This window comes from Trinickia symbiotica (genome assembly GCF_003028655.1).
Classification (GTDB): Bacteria; Pseudomonadota; Gammaproteobacteria; order Burkholderiales; family Burkholderiaceae; genus Trinickia; species Trinickia symbiotica_A.
Window position 1 is genome coordinate 217,347 of sequence record NZ_PYUC01000006.1, and the last position, 22,107, is coordinate 239,453.

Below are 22,107 nucleotides of genomic sequence, written 5' to 3' on the forward strand. Positions count from 1 at the left end.
AACAGTAGAACCGCCAGTTTCGGACAAGCCGTTGGTTTTAGTTGTTTTCGACCGTTTAATCAGTATGCTTTCCGTCGAGTAATCGGCGGTAACTGCGGTGCGCCGGTCGCGCAGAGCTAAAACAGTCAACGGCTAAGCAGGTCTAATCATGCGGTTCGTTCGGTTGATTGCCGCGGTCGCAGCTTGCGCGGCGTTATCTATTAGCACGCTCTCATCGGGTGCGCCCGACTCGGCACGTTCGTTCATCGATCTGGACGACACCCCCGCCGTCGACTCCCCAGGTGTCGCGCACGCGGTCGCGCGCGGTGCCCCGCAACTTGGCGCGCGCGAGCCATGCGGCGGCGCCACCTACGTCTTCGATAGTTCACGTCCAGTCACGCTTGACGTCGGCTACTCGTCATATCGCATCTATAACCCATCGACGAACGCCTACGATCAGGTCAAGCTGCGGGCCTACAATGGTTGCCCGATGGGGCCCACAATCAGCGTCGAGCCGGGGCAGACGCTCAAGCTGCGGCTCAATAACGCGTTGCCGCCAGAATCGGCCGACACGTGCCCGCCCGATGCCGCGCACGACACGCCGCATTGCTTCAACACGGTGAACGTGCACATGCACGGCATGCACGTGTCGCCATCGGGGAGCGGCGACAACGTATTCGTCAGTGTCCCGCCGGGCGATTCGGCCAATTACGTCTATCAGATCCCACGCGATCATCCGGCTGGTACGTTCTGGTACCACTCGCACCGGCATGGCTCGACGGCCATCGACGTCGCAAGCGGCATGGAAGGCGTGCTCATCGTCCGCGGTCACCGCACCGCCGCTCGCCGAGGGGCTAACGGCGGAATCGCAGATATCGATACGATCCTTCACGACGCTCGTTTTGGGAAGCCATTTCCCGAGCACGTCTTTCTGTTCCAACAGATCGAATACGGCTGCTTTGCCGACGCGAACGCCGAGGAGCCGCTCGCCGATCCCGTCACCTACGAATGGGTCTGCCCGCGCGGCAGCGTCGGTGAGTTGCGAAACTACACGCACCAGTTGACCAATCGCGCCGATCCGCGCCCGGGTCACACGGGACAATTCAATTCCACATGGGCTATTTCCGGACGCTACACACAGATCAACGGCGTAGTGCAGCCGTACTTTCCCTCCATACGAGGCTTTTTGCCGGCTGGCGAGATCCAGCGTTGGCGCCTCGTGCATGGGGGCAATCGCGACACGATCAACTTGAAAGTCGTGCGGGCGAATTTCGCAGCGCTCGGCCGCGCCGACAGCATCGCCCCGACCGTGCACGACATCGACGAGGCAACGGATGCCGCCAGCGCGCTTTTGGCCAGCCGGCGCAGCCATGCTGAAAGCGTGACCACGCTCAATCAGCTCTGCAGCGGCGAAGTCGTAAAGCAAGTCGAAATCGCCGATGACGGCTTGACGCGCAACGCCATGGTCGAGAAAGACGTCGAAACGCTGAATCCCGGCTATCGCAGGGATGTGCTCATGGCATTTCCTGCGCCCGGCCTCTACTGCGTGCTCGACGAAGCAGCCGACGCTGCTACGACAATCGACTTCCGGCCTGGCGCGGGGAACGTGAAAGACCGGCGCTTGCTTGCCTTCGTGCGCGTCGGCCCCGGCACGAACGTCCCAGCGTACGCGCCCGACGGGCTCGGGCATTCGAAGTACTGGCAATATGTCCGAAACCGTCTCGTCGACGCCAATCGCGATCTGCCCTCCGACGTTCTTGCGGACCTGCGCTCGCTCGACACGCACGTCTTCGCACCGGAAAAACCGCTTATCGGGCCCATCAACAAGCAGGTATCGATACTGTTGGACGTCGGCTTCTCGAACGGCGCGTTGCACTTCATGATGAACGGGCAGACCTATGACCCCGCACGCATCGACTATACAGCGACGCTCGGTACAACGGACGAATGGCGTCTGAAGGCCGGCGCGGGCGGCCATGTGTTTCACATCCACGTGAATCCGTTCGAGATCGTCGACATACTCAATCCCCGTGGCGCCACGATCTTCGATACGAGCGGCAACTGCACGGCCGAGGAGCTTGCCAGCGGTGATCAGCAATATTGCGCGCTGCGCGACGTCTTCCTCGACACGATCTTTGTGAAGGCTGGATATACGGTCGTCATGCGCACGCACTACCAGGACTTCACTGGCGAATTCGTCATGCACTGCCATATCCTCGATCACGAGGACGCGGGGATGATGCAGAACGTCGAAATCGTCACGCCGACAACAGCCCTCATCTCGCGCATCTCCACGACGTTCTCCAGCGCAAAGGCGGGTATCGATGCGTTCATGGACGGCCTGCGTTATGGCACGCGGCGCGCGAGCCAACTCGCACTTGCTGCACCGATATGCCGGGCCGCAAACGTCCAGGCCCTTACCGCGAAGTGACGGCGGCCCGAGTACATTAGATGGCGCGCCGAGATAAACGATGGCAGGAAAATCTGAATTTTCGGCCGCTCTGGCGGTAGACGAAATTCACCTGCCGAGGTAGCACATTGCCGTCTCTTCGACTTTCCCGCCTTAGAACGAACCGGAACGTACTTCCAGACTTGTTAGTGGTTGTCGCACTTGTCCTGCAGATTTTCGTCAAACACAGGCCGCCATTTTTCCTACAATTCGCCAAGGGGCGCGGAGTGCCGCCCATCGTCGACGATGAGGCGCCGCGCATTCATGAAGTCCGGGAAGTGGGCCAACATCATGATCGAAACGACGCAGGTTGCGACCGCTGTGGACGACCCGCCAATTGTCGTTCGCCGCCTAACGGGTTGGTATGCGAACTTCTTGTTGATTGCGTTCGCGCTCCTGCCTGCCTATCTGATCGCTTATTTGTATTTCTTCCAGGATCCTCGCCTGACCTTCGAAGACCACGCGTTCCATGAAATCGCCATCGCTGCGGCGACCTTGGAAGGTCTCTTTGTCAGCTATGTAACGTGGCAATGCTACAGGCTCTCGGGCGAGCCCATCCTGCGCTGGCTTACCTTGGGCTTCGCGGGGTTCGTCATCATCTATGCGCTCCACGGCGCATTCACTCCGCTTGCGCATCACGCCATGTGGCTCTTTTTGCTGTATGGGCCGGCATCGCGCCTCGTCATGGCGATACTGCTTCTCGTGGGACTGTTTTCGTATCAGGCCCCGTCCGACCCCATCGCGCGCCGCCGCGATCGCCGGTCATGGGCAATTTGGTTCGTGATTTTCATCATTGTTGATCTGCTCGTGGCAGTGCTTGCGAGCTCGCCGATCGCGGGTGCGCTCGGCACGCGATTGTCGCTCGAAGGCGGTGCGATGGTGATCTCGTTCATCAACGTCGCGTGCATGCTTGTGCGCAAAATCCGCTCGCCGCTGATGCAGATCTTCGGCATATCGGTGACTGCATTCGCGCTGGCCTCGCTCGCGTTCATCCTCGGTAAGCCATGGAATCACATGTGGTGGCTCGCGCATGCGATCTTTGCTGGCGGCTTCTTCCTGCTCAGTTTCGGCATCGTCCAGGCGTTTCATACCACGCGCTCGTTTTCGACGATCTACAGCCAGGAGGAGCTCTTGGCGAGGCTGCACGAATCGGTGACGCGCACTGAAAGCGCCTTGCAGGAACTCCAGCGCAGTAACCAGAGGCTCCAGCAGATGGCGGCTCTCGATACGCTGAGGGGCGCAGTGAGTCGTCGCGCGTTCATCGAGCGGGTCGAACTCGAGATCGAGCGCGTCAAGAACGGTGGCGCCCCGTTCGCACTGCTGGCGCTCGACGTCGATAACTTGAAGCAGATCAACGACGGCTTCGGCCAACAGGCTGGCAACGAGGTTTTGATGCGTGTCATCGATATCGGTCTCAACGCACTACGCCCTTACAACGGCACTGCCCGCGTGGGTGGCGACGAGTGGTTATTTTTGATGCCGTGCGCGACGCTCGACATTGCATTGATGATCGGGGAGCGCATCCGCTCGGCCGTGCAGGCGACGCAGTTTGAGGAAAGCGGAGAGCGTTTCTCCGTGACGGTGACCATCGGCATTGCGCAATCCGCGCACGACGGCAAGACGAGCGAGGCGATCATTCGCGCCGCCAACGAGCGACTGGCTCGCGCCCAGCAACACGGGCGCAACTGCGTCATCGCCGTGTAGTGTCCGGCGTGCGGGCGTTCAGCCGGTGCGGCGCCGAGCCGGCAGCCAATTATTGATGCGCCGGTTGTACCCGTCTCGCTAGCGACAAAAGATGCAACAGCGTGTTACGCCCAGGCAGGCGAAGACATATGAAAAGCGTTCTATTTCAAGGGGTTAAGCGGGAAGATGGTACACGACGGACCATGCCGATACGCCCCACGCTTTAAGAATCGCTTAAGTTAGCTTGCGCACCATCGTCGGACGAATTCCGAGACTCATTCCGAGGATGGAGGGCCGCCCTCATGCCGAACACGAACGAACAAGCCATGTCGACGAGCGTCTCTTCGAAGCCGCGCACCATTTTGCGCCGCATTCTCAGCCATCATGAGATCGCGACGCTTTTGCTGTTGTTGCACTCGCCGATCGATGTCTCAGCGAAACCTGAAATTCCTATGCTGCAGGAAGCCGGATTGATCGAGCAGATCGGCACGTCCGACGGCGCCGCCCGCTTCCAACTGACTCCGGACGGCACCGCCGTCCTGCGCGGACTCGGCGTGAGCTGATCCGACGACACCCTCGTCCTTTTCGTCACCAGCTATAACTAAGAAGCGCAGCCACGCGCGACTGACGAAAACAGAGACAAAGGAGACGAGGATGACAGACTCGGCACGCTTTCTGGCCGCACGCGACTTTTTGCTGCGGTACCGCATGGACTACGAGCGCGCTTATCGCGAGTTCGCATGGCCGGAACTCGACGCGTTCAATTGGGCGCTCGACTACTTCGACGTCATGGCGCGCGGCAACGACGCGTCCGCGCTATGGATCGTTGCCGGCAGCGGCCAGAGTCAGAGGTTTTCATTCGCGCAGATGTCGGAGCGTTCGTCGCGAATCGCCAACTACTTGCGCGGCCTCGGCGTGCGCCGCGGCGACCGCGTCTTCCTGATGCTGCCCAACCGCGTCGAACTCTGGGACACCATGCTTGCCGCGATGAAGCTCGGCGCCGTCCTGTTGCCGGCGGCGATGCAGTTGACGGCTGGCGACGTGCGCGAACGGATGCGAACGGCGGAGCCGCGATTCGCGATCGCCGATGCCGGCGAGCAGGCCAAGTTCGATGGACTCGACGCCGCGCTCGTGAAGATCGCGGTGGGCTGCGGCGACTCCGCTGCTGCAGGCTGCCCTGAAGGTTGGCTCGATTTCAGCGACGGCTACGATGCGCCGGCCCAATTCCAGCCCGATGGCACGACCAATGCACGCGATCCGCTGTTGCTCTACTTCACATCCGGCACGACGTCGAAACCGAAACTCGTTGCGCATACGCATCAAAGCTATCCGGTCGGACACCTCTCGACGATGTACTGGCTCGGCCTGCAGCCCGGCGACATCCATTGGAATATCAGCTCGTCCGGCTGGGCGAAGCACGCATGGAGCTGCTTCTTCGCGCCGTGGAACGCGGGGGCCTGCATCTTCGTGCTCAACTTCGCGCGATTCGACGCTCGGCAGGCACTCGAGGCCGTCGTGAGCCACCGTGTCACCACGATGTGCGCGCCGCCCACCGTCTGGCGCATGCTGGTACAGGAGCCGCTTGCGAGCTACGACGTCGAGTTGCGCGAAATCGCCAGCGCGGGCGAGCCGCTCAATCCCGAGATCATCGAGCGGGTCAAGAACGCGTGGCACGTCGCGATTCGCGACGGTTATGGCCAGACAGAGACAACCTGCGTGATCGGCAACTCGCCCGGCCAGCCGATCGTGCCCGGCTCGATGGGAAGACCGATGCCCGGCTATCGTGTCACGCTCATCGACCCCGACGGACAGCCCGCGGACGAAGGCGAGATCGCGCTGATGCTCGATGGGTCCGGCGGGCGCGGTGCAGGCGCGCCGCTCGGCCTCATGGCGGGCTATGCAAACAACGCCGACGCCACGCGTCACGTCATGCGCGACGCGCTCTACCGAACCTCCGATATCGGCACGCGGCGCGGCGATGGCTACTACGTCTATGTCGGCCGAGCCGACGATGTGTTCAAGTCGTCCGATTACCGGTTGAGTCCGTTCGAGCTCGAAAGCGTGCTCATCGAACACGAGGCAATCGCCGAAGCGGCCGTCGTGCCGAGCCCCGATCCGCTGAGACTCTCGGTGCCGAAAGCCTACGTTATGCTGCGCCACGGCTTCACTTACGGCCCGGAGCTCGTGGAAAGCGTCTTTCGTTTCTCGCGCGAGCGGCTCGCACCGTACAAGCGAATCCGCCGCATCGAGCTCTACGAACTGCCGAAGACGATTTCCGGCAAGATTCGCCGCGTCGAGCTGCGTCGTCGAGAAGCCGAGCGCGGCGATGCGCCGGTGCATTTGCCCGGCGAGTACTGGGACGAAGATTTTGCGGAACGTCGCTGAATGACGCGAACGATTCGTCAGGCGGACGCGATCAGCCCGATCGCGATCGCCTTGACCACGGCTTGCACCTTGTTGGTCGCATTGAGCTTCAGCAGCACGTTGTTGACGTGAAAGTTCACCGTGCGCTCGGAGATGTTGAGGATTTGCCCGATTTCGCAGGCCGTTTTGCCTTCGCCCGTCCAACGCAGCACTTCCGATTCGCGTGGGGTGAGCTCGACGAGCGCCTCCGGCGCGAGCTTCGGCACGAGAAACTCGCTCATCAGCGCATGCGAAAGATTGGCGAGCCAGTTTGCTCTCAACGTCAGCAGGTCTATTTCGGGGGCCCGGAGCGGTTCGGCCGAACGCGCCATCGTCAGGAGCCCGTAGACGCCGTGCGCGGCCCAGCTCGAATGGGCGACCCCGACACGCAAACCAAAGTCGCGCGCGTCCGTCCACAGTCGCGGCGCGTTCGAGGTGGCCTCTGGCCATAGGATGAGCCCCGTGCTGTTCATCCCTTCGCGCACGGTCGGGTCCACCTCGATGAAATGACTATCCTGATAGTGCTTCATCCACCCGGCCGGGTAGGTATCGAATATCGCCACGGCAGGGTTCGACACGGGCAGCGGGACGCGGATTCCGTAGCAGCAGTACTCGAAGCCCAGTTTCCTGGCGAAGCCCGCGATTCTCTCGAAGAGCTGGCGCTCGTCCTTCGCTTCGCGCAACTGCTCATAGCTCTCATTCCAGCCTGACGACTCCATCATCACCCCGCACAACACATACTTACAACACAAAGCTGTCATAGTTAGCAGGTCTCACGGCGGCTTCCGACTGTTAGAGTCGCGGCATGAGACAAACTTCCGCCTGGCTAGACAGCCCGTCTCGCGACGGTTACGTCCGCCTCCCCGAAGGGGCGGTTGAATCCTTGCAGCTTCGCCACGTCCAGTCGGCTGTCGACGACGAATTGCTCGAGGGGTTGCGGGCCGACGGCATCGATGCCGCCAGTGCCGGCTACACCGAATGGCATCGCCCACACTTTCCCGGAAGCGCTTACGTGACGGTCGGCTGGGACTGGTATCTCGATCGCGCATCTTGCGCCCTGCTGATCGCCTGGGGCGATGTCCGCAGCAACATTATGTGTATCGATCCCAATGGGGTCGATATCGGAATGACGCGCACGGCCCGTCTGCTCGTCCGTCGGCTCGCTCGACTCAATTGGCCCGACACGGTGGCGCGCACGGCGCGCATCCTGGCGTGCGAATTCGACATCGCGCATCGCACACTGCAATAACGCAATGCGGCACTAATTTCACTTCACCCCCATCAGCAGTCTTCTATCAACTGTTTCGCTACAGGACTCATTTATAAGCAAATAGACGGCGCTTTTCAATCTCAATACGAAATGTTTTCACCCGCGTAGGAGCGATCGGCGGCTCCTGGCGCAGGGTATGTTTTGCCCGCGATGCCCTGTCAACGTTGACAGTTACCGGTCCTCGGGGTGCGCGCTGTAATGCGCTCATCCAAAGAAAATGCCAACGAGGACACCATGCTGCGTACTTCCGTTCACGGCGACGGCCGCCTGTCCGACGACGTCGATGCCGCGCTTGCGCAATACCGGCGCCAAATATTCGTCGATCAGTTGGGCTGGGATCTTCCGCTCGCCGACAGCCGCTTCGAGCGCGATCAGTACGACCGGGACGATACTGTTTATGTCGTGGCACGCGACGAATCCGACACCATTTGCGGCTGTGCTCGACTCCTGCCAACTACCCGCCCCTATTTATTGAGAGACGTATTCCCGTTTCTCTTGGCCCCCGATATGCCGGCACCCGAAGCCCCCGATGTCTGGGAATTGTCGCGTTTTGCCGCGAGTCCCGAGACAGCGGGCGACGAAAGCGCCTCGTGGGCGGTGCGGCCCATGCTCGCCTCTGTCGTCGAATGCGCCGCGCAACTCGGCGCCCGGCAACTGATCGGCGTGACGTTCGCGAGCATGGAACGCCTGTTTCGGCGGATCGGCGTCCATGCTCACAGAGCGGGCCCGGCGCAGCGGATCGACGGCCGGATGGTCGTCGCGTGCTGGATCGACATCGACGGCCAAACGTTCGACGCGTTGGGACTTCCCGCTGGACTTGCGAGCCGGAACATCTGACAATTGACATGGAATCGTACGGTTCGTCGGACAATTCATGACGCCCAATGTCCCGTGGCCGGCCAAGCCGCCCACTCTTCGTGCAACGATTGCCGCATGCGGGCTCGGCCACGAGTCGGCCCGCGAGGGGGACGTCTTGGCTTCGCTCGGCGCGTTGGCCGCTGTCTGGGAAATCGACCTGCCGCCACGGCCAGCGGCCTCCGCTGCGCGCTTGATCGCTCCGCGAAGGCATTCGGCGTATGCGCTGTTCGGCCGCTGGCTCATGAGGTCGATGCCGCCCGACGCGACCGCGCGCCTCGGCGCCCTTGCGCAAGCCACCGTGGGCGCGCGCCTCGAGCTGATTGCCTTGCGGGGACGTTCGCAATTCGACCTCGTGCAGGAGATCGCAGCGCCGCTGTGGCCCGAGATGTTGGCGGCGTGGGCCGGACTCGCCGACCAGCAGCGTCGCCGGCTCCATCACTTGCGCCGCACGCTCGAAGTCGTACGCGATCCGAGCCAATTGACGCCGCGGCGGCTGACGAACCTCATATCGGCACTCGACGAACTGCGCAGAATCTTCGCTGACGCCTATCGTTATCCGCGTTACACGCGCGCCGTTCCGAACCTCTTCGCCGTGCTCGAAACGCGCTGGGAGCCCGAGTTGGGCACGATCGAAGACGAGATCGTGTTCGCGGCGATGCAATTGCTCATCGTTGGGAGCGAGGCGAGCGCATCCCTGATCGGTCCGCTTGTCGACATGGCAATGCAGCGGCCGAAGCTACTTGCGCAACTGCGTGCCAACCCGTCTCGCGTCGCGGCGTTCGTCGAAGAGAAACAAGCCAACTTCACGCAGCGCCGCAACGCGCCTCGCGAAACCGCGGAGGGCGGGCTCGCGTTCGAGTTCGTCGGACGCCAACTCGCGAAAGCGCAAGCGGTCGCCGTGCTGCGCGCGTTGCTTTGTATGCCGGTCGAAATAGAAGCGAAGAAGAGAAGTGCCTCGTGGCATACACGTTCCGACGGCACACGACAGCTCGACCATCTCGAGTTGCGGTTTATCGCATAAGGCAAAACCGATGCCGGCTGCGGATTGGAAGTAAACGGCGCGGTCATCCCGCGTCGAGAAGGAGAAAGACCGTGCAGCCCCTTTGCACTCCCCTTGCAGTAGCCTCTGAATTCAGTTTTTCCGCGTGTATGCGCATTGCGGTCGAGTATGCGGATATTGCGCAACGGATGACCGTCGTTCGGCTCGATCGCCACGGTCTCACCGCGAACATCGCCGACGATGCCACTTTGCCGCAGCTCGGGCTGCCGCGAGCGGCACGTGTGCTCTGCGCCGGCGAAACGTTGTGCGAGCTGCGGCTCGTTCCTCGCGCGCTCGTGCGTGCAGGCGGACGATCGCTCGAATTGACGATGCAGCCCTCGCGCATCGACGATGACCTGTCGTTTTGGCAAGCCGTCTACGCACGCCGGCATCTGTATCCGGATGTGCCGGCCCGCGGGGACCACGCCGACGACCGGCCGAACCGATCGAGCGAAGCATGGCATTCGCCGCAGCCGGAAATCAGCACGGCTGAGTCCGCCAGCGCGGCGACCTGCAGCCGCGCGGCGTTCATGCTGTCGACCGCCAATGAAGCACTTTTCTTTTCCGAGTGGCTCGAATTTCACTTTGCCGAATTGGCCGCACATGCACGAGCCATGGCGTCGCCGTCCAACCTGCTCGACCTCGACCGGCGACGGACAGACGCCACAGTCAACGTGGCGTTCATTTATCGATACAGCTGCAATAGCAATGCCGTGCACCGGGCGACCGATGAGCTTTGCGCACGAATGGCGCAAGAAGCGGAGCAGTGTTTCGGCGTTTGCTCCAGATATGAGTTGCTCGACGAACAGAAGGACCTGGCGCCTCCGGACGGACGTCTACGCTCCGTGCCGAGCGCGTGGCAGCCGGGACGTCATTCGAATTGACGGTCATTGTTGCCCCATCGCACCGGACGCTTCGTGCTTCATGTCCATCGCACCGCCCTTCTTCCGAGGCGTGTGCTTCATGTTGTCCTTTTTCATCGGATGTTTTGCCATGGTGCCACTCGCCATCTCCGAGTCGGACATCGTGCCGCTCGCCTCTTGGGCGAACGCATGCGAAACCCCCACGGCGAGCACGATGCCGATCGCCGCGATTGCCTTCTTGCTCATGAGTTGCCTCCAATCAGGATCCGCCGAACCAGTTGTACCCCTGGTCGCTCCAATAGCCGCCCGGGAACGTGTTCGTCACGAAGATTTCCATGATGTGCTTTGGATTCTTGTAGCCGAGCTTTGTCGGCATGCGCAGCTTCATTGGGAAGCCATACTTCGGCGGCAGGGTCTCGCCGTCATATTGAAAGGCAAGCAGCGTTTGCGGATGGAGCGCCGTCGGCATATCGATGCTGTCGTAGTAGTCGTCGGCGCACTTGAAACCGACATATTTTGCGCTCGTATCCGCACCCACGCGGCGTAGGAAGTCCGCGAATGGCGTGCCGCCCCAGTGGCCGATTGCGCTCCATCCTTCGACGCAGATGTGCCGCGTGATTTGTTCGGCATGTGGCAACGCGTACAGCTCCGGCAGCGTCCAGATGCGCTTTCCGCTGACGAGCCCGCTCAATTTCAGCTTGAAGCTGTTGGCGTCGACTTCGGGTACATCCTCGATGCCGTAATACGCGTTGAACGGAAACGGGCGTGTCAGCTCTTGCTCGCTATAGGTTGGCGCAAGCCGCTTTGCGTCGAATAACCATGCCTGAACGCGATCGTTCATGCGCGAGACGCTCATGAGGAATGCGTTGACCGATTTGTCGTCCGTGAGCGAGCACCCAGTCATCATCAGCAGGCCGCCGAGGGATAGGACGCGTTTACCAAATTCGCGCCGCGAAGGCAGGGCCAACTCTCGACGTGCGTCGGCGAGGATCGTCTTCGAATCGAGCGAAAGCGCTCGATGCTCGGGGTCAATAGGAATTCGGGACGGTTTCACTGATGCCTCCGTTCGGCGCCACGGGACGAACACGCTTTATCGGCCGCGCAGCATCGCTATCAGCGAGCGTGGAACCAATGCGGCCATCACGATATGAATGACGAGAAACACGGCCAGGAAGGACATCGCGCAAAAATGCACGATGCGTGCGGAGTCGTAGCCGCCCATCATGTCGCGCAACAGCGGGAACTGCACCGACTTCCAGATCGCGAGACCTGAAAGCACGAGCACGATCAAGTCCGCAATGGCGACGACGTAGGCGAGCCGTTGCACGGCATTGTAGTGCGAGAGGTCGGCATGCGAGAGTGCGCCCTTCAGTGCCAGTGCAACGTCGCGCAAGACGGCGCGGGGCGACAGCGGGAAGAACTTGGAGAAGAGACGCCCCGTCGCAATCCCGAGCACTAGGTAGATGATGCCGTTCGCTACCAGGAGCCACATTGCCGCGAAGTGCCACTGCAAGGCTCCAGCCAGCCAGCCGCCGAGTGTGATCGACATCGGGAACGCGAACCCCGAAAAGATCGGCGACGCATCGTAGATTTGCCATCCCGAGAGCATCATGACGATCGCCGCGATCGCATTCAGCCAATGCGTGATGCGGACCCAAAGCGGATGCACGAGTGCGGGTCGTCGTACGGGCGCCCGGTGCGGCCTTTCACGTGCTTGCGAGGTTGCCATGGTGTGGCCCCCAATCGGGTCGTTCAATGGTATGCCGGCAAACCGGTTTTGGCGGAAAGCACCCCTTCATCAGGCACCAAGAGAGTGGTCACCGGGCCGTTCCGGCTTCCATGTCAGGTTGGGCGGCGCGATACACGCCGCTTGTGCATGCTTCCGCTACACGACGTTATACGCGCCCAGTTCCGTTCCGGATGCGGGATTTTCACTTACGGGTGTTGGCAACACTCGCATGAACGACGGAAGCCTTGCAACGTGGCGGCGATCACCGCCCCGCCAGCATGCGTTTGACGACGAGCGCCAGCGGAACGGTGAAGACGAAATGCGACATAAAGCCGCCGATCACGACGTTCGGATCGAAATAGTTCGGGTGGTTGCTGGATGCAATACTGATCAGCGTATGCATGACGATCCAAGCGAAGATCGCGTAGAACAACGCGACAAACGTCGCTTCATACCCGCGCCGGCGGAAGTACGGCCAAATGACGGCAAAGAGCACGCCCCACGCGAGCGCGAAGACGAAGTGAATTGCGGTACCCAGCAGATAAGCCCAGACGCCGAGCGCCTCTTGTACGTCCTTGCCGAACACGAGTCCCGTCGCATTGCGTGGAATGCCGCCGAGCGGCATCAGATGCTGCACCCCCACCCAGACGAGCGCCTCGTAGACCCAAATCAAAATTGCCCCGGTCAGTCCGCCGGCCAGCCCTGCACGAACCGTCTGCCGCATACTCGATTGCATCGGCGCGCCGGAGCGCCTCTCATTGCCCACGTTGCTCGCGCCATAGTTGCCACCCATCGTCGTTCTCCTCTCATGTTTGATTTCCAGTCGCCGGTCGCACAAGCCTGCGGTCCTGGCGCATCGAAACAATAGAAAAGAGAGGTGATCGGAGGACAGCGAGGGTAAACGTGAGCGGATCGGCGATGCCTTGCACAGCGGGCTACCAAATGGCGAGTGCGCACGATCCGTCGATCGCGCAAAGACCTGTCGCGCAAAGCTCCGCGCGAGGCGCGCGATCGGCGAAAAGACATCGGCTGCCTCTCTATCCACGACTGCCCGATAAACGAAACAGATAGGCCGAAAATCAAGTCGCAAGCATACGCGTCCGGTCGATCTGCAGCCTCCATGTGGCTATACTCCCCTCACGTAGGCGGATGGTTGAAACACTGCGCGCACGCGACAGGCCGCCCGGTACAGCACCGACGATCGCACCGACTCCCCGTCACCGATGAACGAAAACGATGCTTTGAACCTCTCCCACCTGCACGCGGTGCATGTGATTGCTGAAACCGGCAGTGTCAGCCGGGCGGCGGTTGCGCTGTTTCGCGCGCAATCGGCCGTCACGAGGGCCGTACAGGAAACGGAAGCGGCGCTCGGCGAGCGCTTGTTCGACCGCAAGCCTACCGGCATGTTGCCGACAGGCGTATGCCGAGCCGTGCTTCAGCGCAGTGCGCGCGTGTTCGGGGAATTGGAGGAAGTCGCGCGATGGACGCGCGCACGCCGGGGGAGCCGGCATACGGCGGCCGAGGGAACCTTGCCGGCGTATTTGCTCAACACTCGGCGGCTGCAGCTATTCGTTACACTCGCTCGGCACAAGCACATGCCTAGCGCGGCACGCGCCCTCGGCATCACGCAACCGGCCGTCAGCAGCGCCATCAAGATTCTCGAAAGCGGCGCGGGCATGCCTCTCTTTCATCGCAATCCGCGCGGGCTGCTGTTGACGAGCGAGGGCGAGACGTTCCTGTTGCACGTGCGTCGCGCATTGAACGAGTTGCGTCACCTTTCGGATGACGTCGCCGCTTTGCGTGGTCACATTCAAGGCAGCGTAACCGTGGGCGCATTGCCGCTCGGGCGTACGGTCATCCTGCCTGAGGCCATTGCCCGCGTCATCGAACGATATCCGGGCGTGCGCGTGGTGACGGACGAAAGCGCTTACGAGTCACTCGTGGGCGGCCTTCGAGCGGGCGACGTCGACTTTATTCTTGGCGCGCTGAGGCCATACGATGCCGAAAGCGGGCTCCAGAACGAAAAACTGATGACGGAGGAGCTCGTCGTCTTGGCGCGTCGCGACCACCCGCTGGCGGCACAGCGCGAGCTGACGGTCAAACAATTGGCCGACGTGCAATGGATCTTGCCGCGCAGGCAGTCGCCCGCGCGCGGCCTGTTCGAATCGATCTTCAAGCGCGCCAAGATCAGGCCGCCGACCCCAACAGTCGAAACGGCCGACCTGGCCGTAATTCGCGGCCTGCTGCTTCGCACCGATATGCTCGCCGTGACCTCGGCACAACAGTTGCACTATGAGCGGCAATCCGGCGAGATCGTGGCGCTCGATGCGCCGAGCCGTCAGACGAGCCGCGACATCGGGCTGACGCTTCGCGCGGGCGGCGCTCCGTCCCCGGCGGCTCGTGCGCTCATCGACGCGATACGGCTGTCGATCGGGGATGTCGCGCGCACGACGCGCGTAGTGCGTCGCTAGCGCCCCGTCCCGCATAGCGCATCGAACGCCGCTGTCATTTGCCGACTGGCTTATTCGTCGTCGTCGTCCCGGTCAGGCAAAAGCCGGTCGATCACGTCCCGCCAAACAAAAGGCAACAATGCCGGATAGTGCATGTGGCGCGCGTCCATATCATCGACGAACCTATCCTGAAGCTGCGCGCACGCCTCGCTCATCCAGGGCTTGATGCCTGTGTCGCTGAGCGTTTTGCCGACTTCGCGCATTTCCTCCGCGCGCCGCCGGCCGTGCTCTGCGACGCGGCTGATCAGATACCCGGGCAAATCCGGCGTCTCGCGCATCTTGTCGAAGGTCTCGCGTAGCGAAGCGAGCACGATCTCCTCGGCGCCATAGGCTCGCGCAGCGCTCAAGCACTCGACCGTCAGCGCTTCGATGCCCTTGATCATCACGCTGCGGCACATTTTGGCGGCCGATGCCACGCCGACCTTATCCGACACCACGCGAGCGTTGAGACCAAGCGCCGACAACTGCGCGGCGACCTCTGCGGCGCGCCGGCCACCGAGCAGCATCGGCACCGACAAGCCGTACGGAGGAACAGGCGCCATCACGGCCGATTCAATGTAATCGCCGCCGGCACCCTCGATCAGCCGTTGCGCGCGCCGCTTCATCGCGGGCGAGACAGAGTTGATGTCGACATAGACTTGGCCGGCCGTCATGCATATGGCGACCGCCTGTGCAACTTGCTCGTCCGAGGCGGCCGTGACGGCCGAGATGATCAGTCGCGCGCCCGAGATTGCATCGGCCACTGTCATGGCAGGCCGCACGCCGAGGTGTTCGGCTTTCGCCCGCATGGCCGGCGCGGCGGCCGGATCGTCGAGCAAGCGGTCGAACATCGCGACCGCGGCGCCCTTCAAGCTGAGCGCGGCGCCGAGAATACTGCCGGCTTCCCCAAAACCGATGAACGCAATCCGCTCGATCGAACTCATGAATTGATGGGCTCCATACCGTGATGCCGGATCACCGGCGCGGCCGCGGGCGATGCCAAAAAAGCGAGCAGTCCTTTCGCGTCTACTTTTCGCGTCGATGCCGAGCACACCGCAGCCGAAAAAATCGTCATATGCTGCGCGCCCGAAGGAAGCGGCCCGACGACAGTGATGCCGGGCAGACGAATCAGTTCGCTCAGTTGTTGAAAGCCCACTTCGACTTCCCCGCGCGCGATGAGCGTGCCCACGGGTACGCCGGGCGGCGCCTGCACGAGACGGGCAGACATCGCTTGGGCGACGCCGAGCCGTTCGAACAAGGCAAGGACATGCCTACCGCTCGGCCCCGTCGAATAGCCGACGCGGGGCGCAGCCAGCAGCGTCTCGCGAAGTGCCGCCGTGGTCCCGATCTCGGGGCACGGCTGCCCCGCACGCACCGCCATCGCGATTCCTGAACGCGCCACGTCGATGCGCCCGTCCGGTTCGATGCGCCCATTGGCCGATAGACGATCGATCGCATCGGCCGCGAGTACGACGACGTCGAATGGCTCGCCATCGTTCGCACGTCGCGCCGCATCCACGCCCCCGACCGATTCGATCCGCACGCGCAGGCCTGAACGCCGCTCGTATTCGCTCGCTAGTTCGGCCAGCAACTGACTCGTCGCCATCGACGAAATGCCGCTGATCGGCGCCGTTGCGATTGCATCAATACTCATATGCCCTGCCGCCTTCGTTTTCAATCGACGTAGCGCAGGCCGGCCTGGCGCAACGGCTCCCGCATGCCGTACATGTCGAGGCCGAGCACGCCGGAGGCGAGCTTCGCGCGTTTCGCCGCCTCATTGGCTTCGCGGGCAGCGGCCTTTTCCAAAATCTGTCCTGCCATGCGCGAGGGCACTACTGCCACGCCGTCGTCGTCCGCAACGACGACGTCGCCTGGATTGACGAGCGCCCCCGCGCAGATGACCGGAACGTTGACCGAACCGAGCGTCGCCTTGATCGTCCCTTTCGCCGAGATTGCTTTGCTCCAGACGGGGAATTTCATTTCTTCGAGCACGCGAACGTCCCGCACACCCGCGTCGATGACGAGCGCTCTTGCACCCCGTGCTTGAAAGCTGGTCGCCAGCAGATCGCCAAAATAGCCATCCGTGCACTCGGCCGTGACTGCCGCAACAACGACATCGCCCGGCTGAATCTGCTCCGCGGCGACGTGCATCATCCAATTATCGCCAGGCTGCAACAGCACGGTGACGGCCGTCCCGCACGCGTGTGCGTGCCGATAAGTCGGCCGCATATAGGGTTTGAGCAGCCCGGTGCGCCCCATGGCTTCGTGCACCGTCGCCGATCCGAACGCGCCCAGTTGCTCGGCGATATTTTTGTCAGCCCGCGCGATATTGCGGTAGACCACGCCCAATTCGTACATCATCAACGTTCTCTCCGATTAAGGGCTGCGTCGAGGCGCGGATAGACGCGTCGCGCGTTGCCCTCGTAAATCTTGTGGCGATCCTGCGCATCGATGTGCGCCGCCTCGATATAGCGTTTCGTATCGTCGAAATAGTGCCCCGTCCGCGGATCGATCCCCCGCACCGCGCCGATCATCTCGCTCGCAAACAGGATGTTGTCGACCGGAATGACGCGCGTGAGTAAATCAATTCCGGGCTGGTGATAGACGCACGTGTCGAAAAAGACGTTGCGTAGGAGGTGTTCCTCGAGCAGCGGCTTTTTCAGTTCCTGCGCGAGCCCGCGGAACCGTCCCCAGTGATAAGGCACCGCGCCGCCGCCGTGCGGTATGACAAAGCGCAACGTCGGAAAATCGCGGAACAAATCCGAGGTCAGGCACTGCATGAATGCCGTGGTATCCGCGTTCAAATAGTGTGCGCCCGTCGTATGGAAGCACGCGTTACAGCTCGTGCTGACATGGATCATCGCCGGTACGTCGTACTCGACCATCTTCTCGTAGATCGGATACCAGTAGTGGTCCGACAACGGCGGGCTCGTCCAATGTCCACCGGATGGGTCGGGATTCAAGTTCACGGCCACGCTGCCGTACTGCTCGACGCACTTGACGAGCTCGGGGATGCAGGTGGCGATGTCCACGCCCGGGCTTTGCGGCAGCATGGCCGCGGGCACGAATTGCTCGGGGAACAGCTGGCTCACGCGATAACAGAGCTCGTTGCAGATCGCCGCCCAAGTGCTCGAAATTTGAAAATCCCCAATGTGATGCGCCATGAAACTGGCCCGAGGGCTGAAGACCGTCAGATCGATGCCGCGCTCTCGCATTAGCCGCAGTTGATTGGATTCGATCGATTCGCGCAGCGCATCGTCGTCGATCTTCAGGTCGGACACCTTGGGCGCCTCGGACGGGTCCGCGATGCCCGCGATCTGCCGGTTGCGCCATGCCTCCAACGCTTTCGGCGCGGTCGTGTAGTGGCCATGGATATCGATGATCATTGCTTCCCCTAACAGAAAATCATTTGCCGTTCGTCACTCCGCGGCGCGCGGCTCATACATACCGCACGGAATGAATCGAAAGGCATGAACCTAGGCATCCTGCCGGGCTCGCTCAATGCGCGGCATTGGGCTCGACCGTCGCCGCATCTTCGCTCGAACGTTGCGCCATCAGGATCGCGGTGGCGGCGAGGACCGCAGGCACAGCCAGCATCGAGAGGATGCCGACGAACTCCCATCCGAGCCCGAGCAGCGCCCCGCCGATCGCGGATCCGAAAATGCTGCCGAAGCGCCCCATCCCAAGCATCCAGCTCACACCCGTCGCCCGCGCCGCCGTGGGATAGCGGCCCGGCGCGTAGGCGTTGAGGCCGGTCTGCGCGCCACTCATGCAAAAGCCTGCGGCGAACACAAGGAGCGCCAGGGACGACGAAAGCGCGCCGATCCACGCCAAGCCGAGGACACAGACGCCTCCGCCCAAATACGCCGCGCTGATGACGGGCGCTGGTCGCACCTTGTCCATCAGCCAACCCACGGCGATTGCGCCGATCGTGCCGCCGATCTGGAACATCGCCGTCACATTCGCCGCCGTCGTAACCGAGAGCCCCGCGTCCTTGATGAGCGTCGGCAGCCAACCGGTCAGCAGATAGATGACGAGCAGACCCATGAAATACGTTACCCACAGCGCGATGGTCGTAAAGCCATAGCCGTGCGAAAAAAGAACGCCGATCGGCTTGCGCGTAGGCAACGGAGGTTCCGTCGAGACAAACACGTCATCGACCGAAAAGCGCGCGCCGCACACCTTGCCCAAAAGCGCGCCGATGCGCTCGCGCGATGCACCGCGCACCGCCAGTAGACGCGCCGACTCCGGCAGGAGCCACCACTGCAGCGGAATCAGCGCCAGCGGAAGCGCACCGCCGAACAGCAATACCGAGCGCCAGCCATGCAAGGGAATCAGCCAGCCCGCGACGAATCCGATCAGTGCCGAGCCCAGGTTGAAGCCGGTAAACATCAGCGTGATCATGAGCGAACGCTTACGCTGCGGGGCGTACTCCGACAACAGCGTCGTCGTATTCGGCATCGCCGCGCCGAGACCGATACCGGTCAGCAAGCGCAACGCGGCCATTGCCGCCGGGGAGTGCACCTGCGCCGTCGCGATCGTGAACACGCCGAATAAGAACACCGATGCGATCAGTACATTCTTGCGGCCGAAGCGATCGGCGCTCGGCCCCGCAACGAGCGAACCGATCACCAGTCCAATGGGTGCCGCGCTCATCACCAAACCGAACTCGGGCCGCGAAATAGCCCATTCGCGGATGATCGACGGCGCGATGAAACCCATAATGGCGACGTCCATGCCGTCGGCAATCACTACGAGGCAACAGAGCACCACGAGCAGCCATTGGTACGGCGATATGGGCCGCTCGTCGATAAAGGATTTGATGTCGATTGCTTTCCCACTGGTCATCGTCTGTCTCCTGTCTCTCTCGTGGTATGTCGGCGCACCGGTTGGCCCTTATCGTTTTTCAAGGGCGAACTCTTCCCCGCCGCGTCGAAACGCGGCCGAAAGCCGGTGCGGTGAAATGCCTCTCGGCGCTGCTAATGCGAGTCGCTTCGATCCCAATCGAGATCGCCGGTGGCCTTGCCCGCCACTGAGTACAGAGCGCCCGGCGCATTGCGTGTCTGTTGGAACGCTTCCAACGTCTCCCCGCGCATAGCCGCGTAGATATGAAGGTTCGAAACGCCGGTTACGGCGCCGAGTTTTTCGAGCACGAAGAAAATGGCACCGTAGTGCAGCAGCCCACGCCAATCGCGTCGGCGAATCAAGTCGCGCTCTCGCTGAGTCAATCCAGCGGCTTCGAAGCTGGCCTCCGGATCGCGCAGGAACGCTTCCCGATGACTGGGCTCCACCATTCGATGCAAGTAGCTGTTGATCCGAAATGCGTTGACCGCCACATCGATGGAGAACGGATAGGTGCCATCGAGCTTGTCGATGCCTTCCAGTTGCTGCGCGATGCGGTCGCGATGACGCCCGACGGCAGCCGGCCAGGCCTCGTCTTCCGCCCCTTCGTAAATCGCGGTGGCGATACCCGTCATCGACGGCAAGTAATAGCTGCGGTGTTTGCAGACGACGCTGGCCGGCAACGCACCGCGCATCGTGAGCCACATGACGACTTCGGCCCCTTCGAAGCCGCCGAGCGTCGCGTATTCGGCGATCGTCATCTCAGCGAGCTGCTCCGGGTCACGTTCGAAGAGGTCGAGAAAGCGATGGTCCCACTCGCTGTTGTTGAAGCCGGCGCGCTCGCCGTGCACCTGGTGCGACAAGCCGCCCGTCGCGACGATGGCGACGCGTAGATCTTCGGGATAGCTTTCGATTGCGCGTCGCAGCGCCTGCCCGAGCTTATGGAAACGCCGCGCCGTCGGAATCGGAAGCTGCAGGACACCCATCTGCAGCGGGATCAGTTTTGTCGGCCACGCGTGTTCGTGCGGACACAGCATCGACAGCGGCGAAAAGCAACCATGATCCAGCGCCTTGTTCTGGAAGAACGACATGTCGAATTCGTCCGCCATCAGTGACCTGCCGATGTGCGCCGCCAGCGCAGGATGGCCTTCGATCGGCGGCAGCTCGCGCGCCCCGCCGCCTTCGTCGGCCACCTTCCACTGCGCCCCGACGCCTAGCGCGAAGGCCGAATAATGATCGAAGAAGAACGAGGTCACGTGATCGTTGTAGATCAGCAGCAAGACGTCCGGCTGTTTCTCGGCGAGCCACGCGGCTACGGGTGCGAAGCTCGCAAAAATCGGCGCCCAGACGGGATCGTCGTGCTTGTTCTTGTCCAACGCAAATCCGATCGTGGGCGTATGCGACGCCGCGATGCCTCCGACAATTCGTGCCATTTCAGTGATCCTTGGTTACCCGCCCATGTCGGCGAGTCATGGGTCCCGAGATTACACGCGCCGCCGGCCTGTTTGAACGTACGGGTTAACTAGATTCGATCGGGCCGAGCCGTTGCGGAGCCTGCTTTTCGTCACTGAGGCAAGACTCCCAATCGCCCGACGATCCGCGCCGCAAGGGCATTGGGAGCATTCTTCGGCACGCGCATCGTCCTCGCCGGGCGGCGACTCGGCCCGATAAGCTTTTTCGATAGCGACGAAATAAAGTCGCAAAGTCCTCTGTGCGTTTAGGTAGAGGCTACCCACTTTTTGTCGAGGCGGATTTCATCGCTTAGGACAGGCACTATGCGAGCGCTGGGCATTTCCATTAGAATAGATACATTATGTAGATACTCGAAATGGAGGGTCAGATGCACATCGCCAAAATCTTCCGACACGGCGGATCACAGGCCGTGCGTCTGCCCAAGGACTTCCGGTTCGAGACGACGGAGGTGCGGATCCGTCGGCACGGGGCCGCAGTGATCTTGGAACCTGTGCCGCAGGGCTGGGAGTGGCTGATGCCGCTCATTGGCCCTGTCGACGCCGACTTCGAGGCCGCAGCCATTACGCAGCCCGCCGATCAGGACCGGCCGGGGTTGGACTTCTTCAAATGAAGTACCTGCTGGACACCAACGCCGTGATTGCGACGCTCAAGGGCGAGCCGTCCGTGCTCGCGCGGCTGCGCACACACCTGCCGTCGGACTTCGGACTACCGTCGATCGTCGCGCATGAGTTGTTTTACGGCGCCTACAAAAGTCAGCGTGCCGCCGCGAACCTCGCGCGCATTGAGGCGTTGCAGTTTGAGGTGGTTGAGTTCGACGCCGAGGATGCGCAACACGCCGGTGAAATCCGCGCGCAATTGGCCGCCGCCGGTACGCCGATCGGCCCCTATGATGTGCTGATCGCGGGACAAGCGCGTGCGCGCCAATTGGTGCTTGTCACGCACAACTTGCGAGAGTTCTCGCGAGTAGCAGGCTTGACGGTCGAAGATTGGCACGCCGACCTACCATGACGGGTTCGATCCTGCAAGGAAA

22 protein-coding genes are annotated in these 22,107 nt (G+C 62.0%); 11 read left to right on the forward strand and 11 right to left on the reverse strand.

Annotated features, from left to right (window positions below; genetic code table 11):
• Window positions 1-148: 148 nt before the first annotated feature.
• From C9I57_RS13860 to C9I57_RS13875, 4 genes are all read left to right on the forward strand, one after another.
• Window positions 149-2,410 carry a multicopper oxidase family protein gene (locus C9I57_RS13860; RefSeq protein ID WP_107151247.1) on the forward strand — a complete coding sequence of 754 codons (2,262 nt, stop codon included), beginning with the start codon at window positions 149-151 and terminating at the stop codon, window positions 2,408-2,410.
• Window positions 2,411-2,692: 282 nt separating this feature from the next.
• Window positions 2,693-4,132, forward strand: coding sequence for a GGDEF domain-containing protein (locus tag C9I57_RS13865; RefSeq protein ID WP_258187635.1), 1,440 nt, complete (start codon window positions 2,693-2,695; stop codon window positions 4,130-4,132).
• A 281-nt stretch (window positions 4,133-4,413) separates the two neighbouring features.
• Window positions 4,414-4,674, forward strand: a complete 261-nt coding sequence (locus C9I57_RS13870; protein WP_107151249.1) for a hypothetical protein — start codon at window positions 4,414-4,416, stop codon at window positions 4,672-4,674.
• 91 nt (window positions 4,675-4,765) lie between these two features.
• Window positions 4,766-6,496 carry an AMP-binding protein gene (locus C9I57_RS13875; protein WP_107151250.1) on the forward strand — a complete coding sequence of 577 codons (1,731 nt, stop codon included), beginning with the start codon at window positions 4,766-4,768 and terminating at the stop codon, window positions 6,494-6,496.
• A gap of 17 nt (window positions 6,497-6,513) precedes the next feature.
• Here C9I57_RS13875 and C9I57_RS13880 read toward each other — a convergent pair whose 3' ends face one another.
• The gene (locus tag C9I57_RS13880) at window positions 6,514-7,236 is read right to left on the reverse strand and encodes an autoinducer binding domain-containing protein (RefSeq protein ID WP_107151251.1); all 723 of its coding nucleotides are present in this window, start codon (window positions 7,234-7,236) and stop codon (window positions 6,514-6,516) included.
• An 83-nt stretch (window positions 7,237-7,319) separates the two neighbouring features.
• On the opposite strand from C9I57_RS13880, the gene C9I57_RS13885 reads away from it, so the two are divergent.
• The 4 genes from C9I57_RS13885 to C9I57_RS13900 all read left to right on the forward strand — a co-directional run bounded on the left by C9I57_RS13885 (window position 7,320) and on the right by C9I57_RS13900 (window position 10,565).
• Entirely contained in the window at window positions 7,320-7,763 is a 444-nt protein-coding gene (locus C9I57_RS13885; protein ID WP_107151252.1) for a DUF4902 domain-containing protein, read from the forward strand.
• A gap of 258 nt (window positions 7,764-8,021) precedes the next feature.
• Window positions 8,022-8,621 carry an acyl-homoserine-lactone synthase gene (locus C9I57_RS13890; protein WP_107151401.1) on the forward strand — a complete coding sequence of 200 codons (600 nt, stop codon included), beginning with the start codon at window positions 8,022-8,024 and terminating at the stop codon, window positions 8,619-8,621.
• Between the two features lie 37 nt (window positions 8,622-8,658).
• Complete coding sequence (locus C9I57_RS13895) at window positions 8,659-9,663, forward strand: hypothetical protein (RefSeq protein ID WP_107151253.1); 1,005 nt, start codon at window positions 8,659-8,661, stop codon at window positions 9,661-9,663.
• Between the two features lie 167 nt (window positions 9,664-9,830).
• Window positions 9,831-10,565 (forward strand): hypothetical protein, encoded by a 735-nt coding sequence (locus C9I57_RS13900; protein ID WP_146166218.1) that lies wholly within the window; start codon window positions 9,831-9,833, stop codon window positions 10,563-10,565.
• Between the two features lie 3 nt (window positions 10,566-10,568).
• Here the strand turns inward: C9I57_RS13900 and C9I57_RS13905 are convergent, their stop codons facing one another.
• The 4 genes from C9I57_RS13905 to C9I57_RS13920 form a co-directional block, all read right to left on the reverse strand.
• Window positions 10,569-10,790 carry a pentapeptide MXKDX repeat protein gene (locus C9I57_RS13905; protein ID WP_107151255.1) on the reverse strand — a complete coding sequence of 74 codons (222 nt, stop codon included), beginning with the start codon at window positions 10,788-10,790 and terminating at the stop codon, window positions 10,569-10,571.
• 13 nt (window positions 10,791-10,803) lie between these two features.
• Window positions 10,804-11,598, reverse strand: coding sequence for a molybdopterin-dependent oxidoreductase (locus C9I57_RS13910; RefSeq protein WP_107151256.1), 795 nt, complete (start codon window positions 11,596-11,598; stop codon window positions 10,804-10,806).
• Between the two features lie 36 nt (window positions 11,599-11,634).
• The gene (locus tag C9I57_RS13915; protein ID WP_107151257.1) at window positions 11,635-12,273 is read right to left on the reverse strand and encodes a cytochrome b/b6 domain-containing protein; all 639 of its coding nucleotides are present in this window, start codon (window positions 12,271-12,273) and stop codon (window positions 11,635-11,637) included.
• Window positions 12,274-12,535: 262 nt separating this feature from the next.
• A complete protein-coding gene (locus tag C9I57_RS13920; protein WP_181321842.1) occupies window positions 12,536-13,009 on the reverse strand; it encodes a hypothetical protein in 474 nt (157 codons plus the stop codon).
• A gap of 487 nt (window positions 13,010-13,496) precedes the next feature.
• Between C9I57_RS13920 and C9I57_RS13925 the strand changes: the two genes are divergently transcribed.
• Window positions 13,497-14,744: a LysR family transcriptional regulator gene (locus C9I57_RS13925; protein WP_107151259.1), complete on the forward strand. Its 1,248-nt coding sequence runs from the start codon at window positions 13,497-13,499 to the stop codon at window positions 14,742-14,744.
• A 50-nt stretch (window positions 14,745-14,794) separates the two neighbouring features.
• Here C9I57_RS13925 and C9I57_RS13930 read toward each other — a convergent pair whose 3' ends face one another.
• The 6 genes from C9I57_RS13930 to C9I57_RS13955 form a co-directional block, all read right to left on the reverse strand.
• Window positions 14,795-15,706: an NAD(P)-dependent oxidoreductase gene (locus C9I57_RS13930; protein ID WP_107151260.1), complete on the reverse strand. Its 912-nt coding sequence runs from the start codon at window positions 15,704-15,706 to the stop codon at window positions 14,795-14,797.
• The gene (locus tag C9I57_RS13935) at window positions 15,703-16,416 is read right to left on the reverse strand and encodes a substrate-binding domain-containing protein (RefSeq protein WP_107151261.1); all 714 of its coding nucleotides are present in this window, start codon (window positions 16,414-16,416) and stop codon (window positions 15,703-15,705) included. The genes C9I57_RS13930 and C9I57_RS13935 overlap by 4 nt, the downstream gene beginning before the upstream one ends.
• Before the next feature lie 20 nt (window positions 16,417-16,436).
• Entirely contained in the window at window positions 16,437-17,120 is a 684-nt protein-coding gene (gene ligK, locus C9I57_RS13940; RefSeq protein WP_107151262.1) for a 4-carboxy-4-hydroxy-2-oxoadipate aldolase/oxaloacetate decarboxylase, read from the reverse strand.
• A gap of 2 nt (window positions 17,121-17,122) precedes the next feature.
• Entirely contained in the window at window positions 17,123-18,148 is a 1,026-nt protein-coding gene (locus tag C9I57_RS13945) for an amidohydrolase family protein (protein WP_107151263.1), read from the reverse strand.
• A 112-nt stretch (window positions 18,149-18,260) separates the two neighbouring features.
• Window positions 18,261-19,610, reverse strand: coding sequence for an MFS transporter (locus tag C9I57_RS13950; RefSeq protein WP_107151264.1), 1,350 nt, complete (start codon window positions 19,608-19,610; stop codon window positions 18,261-18,263).
• Between the two features lie 131 nt (window positions 19,611-19,741).
• Window positions 19,742-21,037, reverse strand: coding sequence for a gallate dioxygenase (locus tag C9I57_RS13955; protein WP_107151265.1), 1,296 nt, complete (start codon window positions 21,035-21,037; stop codon window positions 19,742-19,744).
• A 407-nt stretch (window positions 21,038-21,444) separates the two neighbouring features.
• On the opposite strand from C9I57_RS13955, the gene C9I57_RS13960 reads away from it, so the two are divergent.
• Together C9I57_RS13960 and C9I57_RS13965 are read left to right on the forward strand one after the other, a co-directional pair.
• On the forward strand, window positions 21,445-21,687 hold the full coding sequence (locus C9I57_RS13960) for an antitoxin (RefSeq protein ID WP_107151402.1): 243 nt from the start codon (window positions 21,445-21,447) through the stop codon (window positions 21,685-21,687).
• Window positions 21,684-22,085 carry a type II toxin-antitoxin system VapC family toxin gene (locus C9I57_RS13965; RefSeq protein ID WP_107151266.1) on the forward strand — a complete coding sequence of 134 codons (402 nt, stop codon included), beginning with the start codon at window positions 21,684-21,686 and terminating at the stop codon, window positions 22,083-22,085. The genes C9I57_RS13960 and C9I57_RS13965 overlap by 4 nt, the downstream gene beginning before the upstream one ends.
• Window positions 22,086-22,107: the final 22 nt, after the last annotated feature.